Source organism: Cellulomonas sp. (genome assembly GCF_036279715.1).
In the GTDB taxonomy this organism is placed as follows: Bacteria; Actinomycetota; Actinomycetes; order Actinomycetales; family Cellulomonadaceae; genus Cellulomonas_A.
On sequence record NZ_DASUIR010000138.1, the window covers coordinates 1 to 11885 of the forward strand.

The 11885-nt window shown below is 69.5% G+C and carries 8 protein-coding genes; 1 reads left to right on the plus strand and 7 read right to left on the minus strand.

Features of this window, described 5'->3' with window-relative positions; all coding sequences use genetic code 11:
• The 6 genes from glgB to VFW79_RS13080 form a co-directional block, all read right to left on the minus strand.
• A partial coding sequence (gene glgB / locus VFW79_RS13055) for a 1,4-alpha-glucan branching protein GlgB (RefSeq protein WP_329677725.1) occupies positions 1–1817 on the minus strand: 1817 nt, incomplete at its 3' end.
• 69 nt (positions 1818–1886) lie between these two features.
• Positions 1887–2732 carry a substrate-binding domain-containing protein gene (locus VFW79_RS13060; RefSeq protein ID WP_329677726.1) on the minus strand — a complete coding sequence of 282 codons (846 nt, stop codon included), beginning with the start codon at positions 2730–2732 and terminating at the stop codon, positions 1887–1889.
• 120 nt (positions 2733–2852) lie between these two features.
• Positions 2853–5489, minus strand: a complete 2637-nt coding sequence (locus tag VFW79_RS13065) for a glycosyl hydrolase 2 galactose-binding domain-containing protein (RefSeq protein ID WP_329677727.1) — start codon at positions 5487–5489, stop codon at positions 2853–2855.
• Positions 5490–5750: 261 nt separating this feature from the next.
• Positions 5751–6572 carry a carbohydrate ABC transporter permease gene (locus VFW79_RS13070; RefSeq protein WP_329677728.1) on the minus strand — a complete coding sequence of 274 codons (822 nt, stop codon included), beginning with the start codon at positions 6570–6572 and terminating at the stop codon, positions 5751–5753.
• The gene (locus tag VFW79_RS13075) at positions 6569–7453 is read right to left on the minus strand and encodes a carbohydrate ABC transporter permease (protein ID WP_414647969.1); all 885 of its coding nucleotides are present in this window, start codon (positions 7451–7453) and stop codon (positions 6569–6571) included. The genes VFW79_RS13070 and VFW79_RS13075 overlap by 4 nt, the downstream gene beginning before the upstream one ends.
• 141 nt (positions 7454–7594) lie before the next feature.
• A complete protein-coding gene (locus VFW79_RS13080; protein WP_329677729.1) occupies positions 7595–8959 on the minus strand; it encodes an ABC transporter substrate-binding protein in 1365 nt (454 codons plus the stop codon).
• 239 nt (positions 8960–9198) lie between these two features.
• Here VFW79_RS13080 and VFW79_RS13085 point away from each other — a divergent pair, with 239 nt between their 5' ends.
• A complete protein-coding gene (locus tag VFW79_RS13085; RefSeq protein WP_329677730.1) occupies positions 9199–10470 on the plus strand; it encodes an ROK family transcriptional regulator in 1272 nt (423 codons plus the stop codon).
• On the opposite strand, the gene VFW79_RS13090 is transcribed toward VFW79_RS13085, so the two are convergent.
• A complete protein-coding gene (locus VFW79_RS13090) occupies positions 10434–11870 on the minus strand; it encodes a maltokinase N-terminal cap-like domain-containing protein (protein WP_329677731.1) in 1437 nt (478 codons plus the stop codon). The two genes, VFW79_RS13085 and VFW79_RS13090, sit on opposite strands and share 37 nt — an antisense overlap.
• Positions 11871–11885 lie beyond the last annotated feature (15 nt).

Consider the following 11885-nt stretch of genomic DNA (forward strand, 5'->3'; position numbering starts at 1 on the left):
CGGTTGAGGTCCCTGACGACACTCTGGACGCCACGGTGCGGCTCGTGGTCGAGGAGGTACCAGTCGAGGCCTGTGGACTCGGCCCACTCCGTGCCCTGCCCGAGCTCGCAGCCCATGAAGAGCAGCTGCTTGCCGGGGTGCGACCACTGGTAGGCGAGCAGGGAGCGGACGCCTGCGAGCTGTTGCCAGTCGTCGCCGGGCATCTTGCGCAGGAGCGAACCCTTGCCGTGCACGACCTCGTCGTGGCTGATCGGCAGGATGAACCGCTCGGAGTACGCGTAGACCATCGAGAACGTGGCCTCATGGTGGTGGTAGCGGCGGTTGATGGGGGCTTCGGCGAGGTAGCGCAGGGTGTCGTTCATCCACCCCATGTTCCATTTCAGGCCGTAGCCCAGGCCTCCGGCGTCCGTGGGGCTCGTGACGCCGGGGAATGCCGTGGACTCCTCGGCGATCATCATGACGCCAGGCGTGCGCCGGTAGGCCGTCGCGTTTGCCTCCTGCATGAAGGCGATCGCCTCAAGGTTCTCGCGGCCGCCGTACATGTTCGGACGCCACTCGCCGGCCTGGCGTGAGTAGTCGAGATAGAGCATCGACGCGACGGCATCCACGCGCAGGCCATCGACGTGGAACTGCTCGAGCCAGTAGGTCGCGTTGGCGACCAGGAAGTTGCGGACCTCGGCGCGGCCGAAGTTGAAGACCAGCGTGCCCCAGTCGGGCTGCTCGCCGCGCAGAGGGTCGGGGTGCTCGTAGAGCGGTGTCCCGTCGAAGTTGGCCAGCGCCCACTCGTCCTTGGGGAAGTGGGCGGGAACCCAGTCCAGCAGGACGCCGATGCCTGCCCGGTGGAGGGTGTCGACGAGGAATCGGAAGTCGTCGGGGTGGCCGAAGCGAGAGGTGGGTGCGTAGTACGACGAGACCTGGTAGCCCCATGACCCGCCGAACGGGTGCTCCGAGACGGGCATGAACTCGACGTGTGTGAAACCGAGGTCGACCACGTAGTCGGTGAGCTGGGTGGCGAGGTCGCGGTAGGACAGACCCTGGCGCCATGACCCGAGGTGGACCTCGTAGATGCTGAGCGGTCCGGTGTGCGGGTCGCTGCTCGACCGCGTCGTGATCCAGTCGTCGTCGCCCCAGGCGAAGTGTGACTCGACGACCACGGACGCGGTCGCGGGGGGCACCTCGGTGCCCTTGGCGACGGGGTCCGCCTTCTGGCGCCACGAGCCGTCCTGGCCGAGGATCTCGAACTTGTAACGCGTCCCCGCGCCGACGCCGGGAACGAACAGCTCCCAGACGCCGCTGTCACCGAGGGATCGCATCGCGTGCGTCGCGCCCTGCCAGTGGTTGAAGTCGCCGATGACGCGGATCGCGCGAGCATTCGGCGCCCAGACCGCGAACGCCGTCCCCGTGACGTCGCCGAGCGGGCTGGGGTAGGTGTGGAGGTTGGCACCGAGGACCGTCCACAGCTCTTCGTGCCGGCCCTCGCGGACGAGGTGGCGGTCGAGCTCGCCGACGGTCGGCAGGAAGCGGTAGGGGTCGTCGACTCGCGTTGTCAGGCTGTCGTACGTGACGTCGATCCGATAGTCGGGAACCGACGTCCCGGCGAGGACAGCGACCCAGATACCGTCCTGCTCGTGGGTGGCGGCGACCTTCTGGTCCGCGGTCACGACGACGACCGCGTCGGCCAGGGGCCGCAGCGTGCGGATGGTGACGGACGACTCGCCGACGTGCGGGCCGAGCACGGAGTGGGGTGCGTGGGAGGTCCCGTGCGCAACGGCGCGGAGATCGTGCTGTTCGACGGCAACGGCCGCGTGGCGGGTCATTCCCCTACCCTGCCACCGACGGTGCCACGGTGCACCGAGACGCGACCGGAAACCTGCGAGCGCCTGAGGTCAGGGCGCTACGGGAGCCGTGGAACCGCGTGCGATGAGCCTCGGGAGTGGGGCCATGTGGGACGTCACGGGTCCGCCGGCAAGGAGGTTCAGCACGCAGTCGGCGACCTGCATGCCCATGGCGTGTACGTCGATGCTCATGGCTGACAGCGGCGGGTGAGCCAGCCGGCACAGCGCTGAGTCGTCCCATGCCAGGAGCGACAGCTTCTCCGGGACGGGGACGCCCATCTCGGAGGCGACTCCAAGCCCCGCGAGAGCCATGACGTCGTTGTCGTAGATGATGGCCGTCGGCGCTCCACGACGGCCGAGCAGCGCGCGGGTTGCGCGAGTACCGGACGCCTCGGAGTAGTCGCCCTCGATGACTGTGCCTTGGGCGCCGCGGCGCTCGCACTCGGCGACGAACGCCTCGGTGCGGGCCTGGGTGTGGAAGAGCGTGTGCGGACCGCTCACCCGGGCGAGGTCGACATGCCCCAGCGAGAGGAGATGGGAGACCGCGTCACGCATCGCCTGGGCGTTGTCGATGCCGACGTTCGAGAACGGCAGGTCGCGGCGCGGACCACCCAGGACGACCGTCGGGATGCCCAGCTCGCGCAGGACGTCGAGCCGAGGGTCGTCCGTCACGAGGTTGACGAGCACCACGGCGTCGACCATCTGGCCCTGGCCCCAGCGACGGTACGCAAGGATCTCGGCCTCGTGGTCAGGGACGACGTGCAGGAGCAGCGATCGCCCCTCGCCCGCGAGAGTCTCCTCGATGCCGGCGATGAGCTCCATGAAGAACGGCTCGAGTCCCAGCATCCGCGCCGGGCGCGCGAGGACGAGCCCGACGGCGTCTGCTCTGCTGGTCACGACGGCCAGCCTAGCCGCGTGGACCGTCGGTGCCCGGGACCGCGTGCGGCCGCTCAGCACGCGACCGGGGCGCCGGCCTCGACACGGTACGGACGGCCGGGCGCACCGCGTCTGGCCTGCTCAGCTCACGACCGGGCCGCTGGCCTCGGCAGCGGCCGGGACGGGTGCGGGCGCCGACGAAGCCGTCGGCTCTGGGCCGTCGGACCCGCGGATCGCCCCGGACCGGCCGGACCTCCCGACCGCCCGGGATCGGACGAGGTCGTTGGCGCTGCGGAGCACGAGCGGGCCGGTGAGCTCCGCTGCGGTCAGCCGGGCGCTCGTGTGCACCGTGAAGGTCGTGCTGGTCCCGGCGGGGAGGGTGATCAGGGCGTCGTCGACGCGCGCCGCCGGGTCGAGACGGTCGACCAGGAGGGTCACGTCGCGCGCGAGGGACGTGGCGCGTACCTCGACTCGATAGCCGTCGTCGAACGGCGTGACGCTCGCCTCGAGCGGGGCGGGATCGAGGCGGAGGGCCACGTCCTCGACCCAGGTGTGCACGGTCCGGGTGCCGTCGAGCTCGGCCACGAGTACCTCGCCGGTGGGGTCGCCGGGCAGGCGGACGTCGTCGGGCAGCGTGATCGTCGCGGCGGACCATGGTGCGACCTTTGCGGGCAGCTCGGCAGCCGCGAGCGGTGTCCCGTCGAGAAGCTGACGCGACAGGTGCACGGTGCCGCGCCAGGTCTCGGCGGTGTCGTTGACGATGCTGAGCGCGTCGCGGTCGTCGCGGCGCTGGACGGTGATCGTTCGGTCGGCGTTGGCGTGGCGCAGCGCGTACCAGAGAGGCTTGGGGCGCTCGTCCGAGTCGACAGCAGCCCAGGACGTCACCGGCCAGCAGTCGTTGAGCTGCCAGACGATGGCGCCGGCCGTCCGCGGCCACCACGACCGGTAGTGCTCGATCGCGTAGGCGACGGCGCGGGCCTGGTTGAGCTGGGTAGCCCAGTGCCAGTCGGCGAAGTCGGTGGGGACGCCCAGGTGCGGAGCGAGCCCGCGGTCGAGCTTGCCGTTTCCGTCGTCGGCCTTCTGGTGCAGCAGGAAGACGGGGTCCTCCTTGCCGAGCGGGGCGCCGTCGGGATTGCGGACGGCGCGCTCGAGGGTGGACCAGGTCGGCGGTGCCTGGAAGCCGAACTCGGAGCAGAACCGCGGGACCTCGTCGCGGTAGGCCGTGTAGTCGACGCGGTTCCACACCTCCCACTGGTGGTGCGTGCCGTGGTCGGGGTCGTTCGGGTGGACGACGTCGAGCTGCTCGCCGGGGGAGCACGGGCTGCCCTCGGCGTACGGTCGGGTCGGGTCGAGCTCGGCGACGACGGCCGGGAACAGCTCGGTGTAGTAGCGGTAGCCCCACGTCGCGCCGGCCAGCTCCTCCTGCCAGCCCCAGTCCATGAAGCCCCACAGGTTCTCGTTGCCGCCGTTCCACAGCACCAGCGCCGGGTGCGGGGTCAGTCGTGCGACGTTCTGGCGGGCCTCGGCGTCGAGCTCGCCCCAGAGCGGCTCCTCCTCCGGGTAGGCCGAGCAGGCCAGCGGGAAGTCCTGCCAGACCAGGATCCCCCTCTCGTCGCAGACGTCGTAGAAGTCGTCGGTCTCGTAGATCCCGCCACCCCAGACACGCAACAGGTTGAGGTTGGCACCGAGCGCCTGGTCGATGCGTCGGACGAGGCGCTCGCGCGTGATCCGGGTGAGCAGGTGGTCGTCGGGGATCCAGTTGGCACCCTTGGCGAAGATGGGGCGACCGTTGATGCGGAACGTGAACGGCGCGCCGATCTCATCGGGCTGGGTGTCGATCTCCACGGTGCGGAAGCCGATCCGGCGGTGCCACTCGTCGAGCGGCGCGCCGCCCGCCCCGGCGTCGACCTCGTCGAGCGTCACGTCGAGATCGACGAGAGGCTGCTCACCGTGGCCGACGGGCCACCACAGCGGGGCGTGCGCCAGCTCGAGGAGGATGACGGCGGTGGTTGCTCCCGGCGCCATCACGGCCTGCGCGGTCACGGCACCGGCTGCGACGTCGCCCCCCCTGAGCGATGCGCGCACGACGAGGGCCAGATCGTCGGCGTCCATCAAGCCCGCACGCTCGATGTCCACGTGCACCGCGACGCGACCGGTCCCGTCCGCCTCGACGGTCACGAGCGGACGGACCTGGGCGAGGCGGGCTGTGCGCCAGCGTTCGAGCCGCACAGGCTTCCACATCCCCGCGGTCTGCAGGTCGGGGCCCCAGTCCCAACCGAAGCTGCAGGCCATCTTGCGGACCATGTTGAGCGGGTGCTCGTACGCGGACGGGCGCCTGCCGAGTCGTTCGCGCTCAGCCTCGGCGTACTCGAGCGCCGACCGGAAGTGGACCGCGAGCGTGTGCTCGCCCGTACCGAGCAGGCCGCCGATGTCGAAGCGGTAGGAGCGGTGCTGATTGGCGGTCTGCCCGACGCGGGACCCGTCGAGCTCGATCGTGGCGACCGTGTCGAGACCGTCGAAGACAAGATCCACGCGCTCGTCGTCCGCCGGGGCCGTTGCGGCCAGCGGCAGCTCGTAGCGCCAGTCGGCGCGGTGCATCCACGCGAGGGAGGTCTCGTTGCTGTCGAGGTAGGGGTCGGGGATCAGCCCGGCTGCGAGCAGGTCGGTGTGGACGCTCCCCGGCACCTCGGCGGGGACGATCGCCAGGGCGATCTCGGCAGGGACGGGGCCGCCGGCAGCTCGCAAGGTCCAACCGTCGTGCAGCTCCTGCGTGATCATCGTCGGCCTGCTCCCGCGTCGTGAGGTCGTGCTCGCGGCCGTCCGCGCGTCGTCGCGCGACACCCTCGACGGTCGCCCGGGTCGGGCGGTCATCCGAGCAGACACTCTGGTTGGTAATTCTTAGGCAAGTGAACAAAGTAGGTCAATCGCTGGGCTCGGGTGGCCGCGCCACCGCTGAGCACGCGAGCCCGCCGGGCTCGCTGGGGCTTGAGGTTGGTCCGCGCCACCCGCGTGTGACGCGTCGGGATGCTCCGGGGGCTCCTACTTCGTGGCGCCCGACGTGAAGCCGTTGTAGATGTAGCGCTGCAGGAACAGGAAGATGACGAGCGTCGGGATGATCACGATGATGACACCCGCCGCGATGACCTCCCACTGCGAGCTGAAGGGGCCGCGGAACCGGAACAGCGACGTCGAGATGACCCCGAGGTTCCGGGCCGGCATGTAGAGGAACGGCGTGTAGAACTCGTTGTAGACACCGATGCCCTTGATGATGACGACCGTCGCGATCGCCGGCTTGAGGAGCGGCAAGATGATCCGGCGGTAGATGGTGAAATGGTTCGCGCCGTCGAGGGTCGCCGCCTCGTCGAGCTCCTTCGGGATGCCGCGCATGAACTGGATGAAGATGTAGATCGACACGATGTCGGTGCCCATGAACAGCGCGATCGCGGCCCAGCGCGTGTTGTAGAGCCCGAGGGAGTGCACGACCTGGAACGTCGCGACCTGCGTCGTCACACCGGGGACCAGGGTCGCGAGCAGGAACAGTGCGACGGTCGTCTTCTTGAACCGGAACTCGAACCTGTCGATCGCATACGCGGCCATCGAGCCGATGACGATGGTCCCGGCGATCGAGAACAGCAGGATGAAGGCCGTGTTCGCGAACCCCTGGAGCATGAGGCCTTTGGTGAAGGCCGTCACGTAGTTGTCGAGGTTGAACCAGCTGGCCGGGGGGCTCAGCGGGCTCGATGCGTAGAACTCCGTGTGCGTCTTGAACGACGCCATCACGATCACGACGATAGGCAGGATCGTGACGAGGGCGGCCAGGACCAGCGTGACGTACTTGACACTCTTCGCGACGTAGCTCACGTCAGGTTCACCTTCTCTTCAGGGACGATCTTGCGCTGGATCCACGTCATGATCAGGACGATCCCCAGCAGCACCACGGCCATCGCCGACGCGAGCCCGACCTTGTTGTGTGTGAACGCCATCTTGACCGTCTTGATGACGAAGGTCTCCGAGCCGTTGGCGCCGCCGGTCATGATGAAGGGGATCTCGAAGACCGCGAGCGACCCCGACACCGCGAGGATGAAGGACAGGCCGATGATCGGCTTGATGCCCGGGGCGATGATGAAGCGGAACTGCTGCCACCTGTTGGCGCCGTCGATCTCGGCGGCCTCGTAGAGCTGGCCGGGGATCGACTGGATGGCGCCGAGGAAGAGCACGAAGTTCAGGCCCATGTAGCGCCAGACGGATGTGCCGGCCAGTGACACGTTGATCACGCTGGGGTTGCCGAGCCACTGCTGGACGAGGCCGCCGGCGCCGAACTGCTGGAGCAGCGAGTCGAGGGTGCCGCCGGGCTGGAAGAAGTACACGAAGATCAGGGCGATGGCGACCCCGTTGATCATGTAGGGGAAGAAGATGATCCCCTTGAAGAAGTTCTTGAACCGTGTGCTGAAGCTGAGGATCGTCGCGAAGTACAGCGCGAGCGCCATCTGCACGACGGAACCGCCGAGGTAGAACAGGCTCACGAAGAAGACCTTGAAGATGTCGGGTCGCGTGAAGACCGACACGTAGTTGTCCAGGCCTACGAAATCCTTCGTCTTGTCCAGGCCGTCCCACGACGTGAGGGAGTACCAGAACATGTTCAGCACGGGGTAGTAGGTGAAGAGGAACAGCAGGACGAGCGGGGCGGCGAGGAACACGTACGGCGTCCCTCGCCAGCCCCACCCCCCTCGCTTCTTCTTCACGGGAGCGGGCGAGCCCGTCGCGGCCGGGCCTGGTCGCATCTGCCGCGACCGGGTCGTCTCAAAGGTTCCAGCCATACGGACTCTCCCACGTGTTCCATGAACTCACCGACGGTGTGCGACGTGCGGTAGCGCAGGCTGGGGTCAGCCCGCGGCGACGGTGGCCCTGGCCGCTGCCCACTTCGCGTTCAGGTCGTCGAAGATCTGCTGCTTCGTCTCGCTCGAGGCCCCGCGAGCGGAGTCGACGAGCCGCTGGACGAAGTCGGGTGCGTAGAGGCCGATCTCGGCCTGCTTGTCGATGTCGTTGACCAGCGACTCCTTGCCCGCCGGCGCCGGGTTCTGCAGGACGTACTGGACCCCGAGCGCCTCGAAGTCGGCGAGGGTGGACGGGGCCTTGGAGTCGATGAGCGGTGAGAGCCCACCCTGTGCGTCGGCGAACCCGGACTCGGTGTTGAACCAGTCGATCCAGGCGCGGGCGGCCTCCTTGTGCTTGGAGTTCACGTTGATGGCCTGGGCGTAGTCACCACCGACCGTCGCGTAGAACGTGCCGTCCTTCTGGTGCGGGAACGGCAGGTAGCCGATGTCCGTGGCGGGGTTGCCGGCGTCGGTCGCAGCCTTCTGCATCTGCGAGATGGCCCACGAGCCGAGCGTCATCGCGGAGACCTTGCCGGTCGCGATGAGGTTCTTGGACTCTTCCCAGTTGGTCGTCGTCGGGTCGGCCTCGGTGAGCTTCTGGTTCACGGCGTCGTACAGCAGCGAGTCGATCACGAAGTGGTCGGAGCCCGCGGACCACGGGGCGTCGTCCTGGCCCAGCTTGTTGTCGAACTCCGGGTCGGCCGAGATCTCGCCGCGGTGGGACTCCCACTGCGTCAGGGGCCAGCCGTCCTTGTAGTTCGTGTAGAGCGGGACGACTGACGGGTCCTTGTCCTTGATCGCCTTCAGGTCCGTCAGGAACTCCTCAGGCGTGGTCGGCACCGCCGTGATGCCTGCGGCCGCCCAGACCTTCTTGTTGTAGACGATGCCCTGCGTGTTGCCGACGACCGGGATCCCGTAGACCTTGCCCTCGAAGATCTTCGGGGTGAGGAAGCGGTAGGTCTTCTCCATCGTGGCCGCGTCGCCGAGCGGCTCGAAGAAGTCGGGCATCTGTGCGGGGGTGATGGTGTTGACGATCGCCAGCACGTCGCCGTAGTCGGTCGTGTTCATGCGGGTCTTGACTTCGCCCTCGTAGTCCGTGATCCCCTCGAAGGAGACCTTGACCTGCGGGTACTTGGCCTCGAACGCGGCCTTGTACTTGTCGAAGGTGCCGTCCGTCACCAGGTCCGTCCGCCACGTCAGGACGGTGATGTCGCCCGACGGGGCTGCGTCGCTCGCGGCCCCTGCGCCCCCCGAGACGCTCGCGTCGTCGCCGGGAGCGGCGTCTCCGCTGCTGGCGCACGCACTGGTGAGAGAGATGAGTGAAGCGATGGCGGCGACGGTCAGGAGTCGTGTTCGTCGTGCGGGAGGGAACATCGTTGATCCTCTCTGCAGCCCGGCACCTCGATGGGCCGGCGGGGCTCGGGCGTCAGTGCCCTGGCGGTGGCGTTGGTCGTCCCGCTCTGTGTGACATTCTTAGGCAACCGAACAAAGTAAGTCAATCCCGCGTGTCGCCCGTCACCGTCGTCGTCGCCAGATCGTTAGGTTGGGGACGTGGCGCACCGGGCCGTGCGCGACGCGCGCACAGGACGTGCACGCAGAGGAGGAGGCAGTGCGTGACCAGTGCCAGTCTCGGGATGGCGCACACCAGCAGTCAGGCGGCGATCCTCGATGTCATCCGTGCTGCCGGGACGATCAGCCGCGTCGAGCTCACGCGCGCGACGGGTCTGACTGGCGCCACGATCTCGACGGTCGTCCGACGCCTGATCAACGAAGGGCTCGTGCTGGAGGTCGGCCGAGCCGAGTCGACCGGCGGCAAGCCCCGCATGCTGCTCCAGCTCGACCCGACCGCTCGGTTCGCCATCGGCGTGCACCTGGACCATGCGGGCATCACCTACGTGGTGTCCAACCTCGGCGGAGCGATCGTCACGCGGTGGCGCCAACCGGGCGCGGGGTCCGACAGCCCCGCCGAGGTCGTCGCCCGCATCGTCCGTGAGATCGGCGGCATGATCGCGCGCACCGGGATCGATCGCAGCCGCGTGCTGGGGCTGGGCGTCGTGTCGCCCGGACCGATCACGGCGGCCGTCGGCATGGTGCTGACGCCCCCGAGCATGGAGTCGTGGACCGAGTACCCGCTCGCCGAGGCCCTCGAGGACGGCGTCGGCGTCCCGGTGCTGCTCGACAACGACGCCACCGCGTCTGCCGTCGGCGAGTACTGGGCGGGCGGTATCGAACCGACGTCCGCGTTCGCGGCGTTGTACATGGGAACGGGCATCGGCGCGGGGGTGCTGGTCAACGGGACGGTGTACCGGGGCGCCAGCTCGAACTCCGGAGAGATCGGGCACATCTGCGTCGACATCGACGGGCCGCCCTGCTGGTGCGGGAGCCGCGGCTGTGTCGAGATCCTGGCCGGACCCGCTGCCGTCGTGACCGCAGCGCGAGCCGCGGGACTTGACGTCGGACCCGCCGAACGGTCCGTCGCGGAGAGCTTCGCGGCCGTCGCTAGGGCCGCTCTGCGCGGTGAGCCGACCGCGGCCGCGATCCTCCAGCGCTCGGCGAGGTACCTGGCCGTCGCGGCGCACACGCTCGCGAACATCATGGACCTCGACCTCGTCGTTCTCACCGGACCGTCGTTCGCGTTGGCCGGCTCGCTGTACCTGCCGGCCGTCGAGGATCTGCTCAGCACGGCGTTCTTCGCGCGGCAGAGCCACCCCGTCCGAGTGACGATCTCCACGAACGCCTCGGACTCGGCCGCGGTCGGCGCCGCCGCGCTCGTGCTCCAGAGCGAGCTCGCGCCACGGCAGTCAGGGGCGCGGCTGCAAGCCGAGCTCGGACCTGAGCCGGTGCCGGCTCAGGGACGGACCTCGGTGGTGGGGTCGCTCGGCTGAGGGAGCAGGCGGTCGAGGGCCGCGAGGGGGATCCCCAGCCAGTGTGGTCGGTTGCGCGCCTCGTACACCGCCTCATAGAGAGCCTTGTCGAGCTCGAGCGCGCGCAGCAGGATCGCGGCGTCGTCGTCGACGGGTGTGCCGTGCAGATAGCCGTCGAGCAGTGCGGCCCGTCCCTGCGCGGCCCAGGCGAGGTCCGCCTCGGCGGGTGTCCACGTGCGTTCGGCACCGTCGCCGGCACCGCCCGAGCCACCCGCACCGCCGACCGCCGCCGCGTAGTCGATCGAGCGCAGCATCCCCGCGACGTCGCGCAGGGCGAGGTCGGGGCGCGTGCGCGCCGCGATCGGTGCGAGCGGCTCGCCCTCGAAGTCCAGCACGTACCACCGGTCGTGGCCGCGGAGCACCTGCCCGAGGTGCAGGTCCCCGTGGACGCGCTGTGGTACTGGCGGCTCGCGGACGGCCTGGGTCCCCGCGGCGAGGGCAGCGACCCCGTCGGCGTAGCGTCCGAGCTCGGGAACGGCGGCGACCGCCCAGCCGAACCGCTCGCGGAGCGCCCGAGCCAGCTCGCCCGCGCGGTCGGCACCGAGCTGGGGGGTGGCGACGGGCAGTGCTCGGGCGAGGGCCGCATGCATGCCGGCAACCACCTCGCCGAGCTCGCGCGCGAGGTCCGCGAACGGCTCGCCCCGACCGGCCATCGCGCAGGCCAGCGCGAAACCGTCGCGCGCGCCCGGCACGAACTCGCTCACGACGCCGAGGTGACCCTTGACGGTCGAGGTTCCCGACGGCCAGGTCGCCTCGAGCCAGGCGAGCGGGCGCGGGACGTTCTCCCACCCCGCGTCCGCGAGCGCGCGAGGCACGTCGACGTCCGGGTTCGCCCCTGGGGCGAGGGCCCGAAAGACCTTGAGGATCGCGGATCCGGCCCCCGCTCGCCCCGATCCGGGCAGGAGCACGGAGGTGTTCGACTGCTCGCCCGTGAGTACCTGGGCGCGCTCGGGTTCGACCTCGGCCCCAGGTCCCTGTGCGGCCGCGAGCCACGCGCGCAGGAACGCGGGGTCGCCGGCGCCGTCGAGGACATCGGTCCGTGCGCCCGCGACGACAGCGTCCTGCGCGAACGGCTCGTCGACCGGCAGCACGCCGATGGTCCGCTCGGCATGGTCCCCGCCGGTGGCACGCAGTGTCACCGGGACCTGCAGGACGGTGTCCACACCGGGCGCGACGGTCCGCACGAACACGATGCGGACGTCCGCCTCGTCGAGCGGATCCACCAGGGTCAGCCCGCCGACGCAGCTCAGATCGGCAGCGACGCCCTTGGCGGGGAACCAGCGTCGGCTGCGCAGCCACTCGCCGAGCAGCCCCAGCAGCGCGTCGTCGCGCGGCTCGCGCGTCACAGCTGGTGCATCCATGGCGTGGACCCCTCG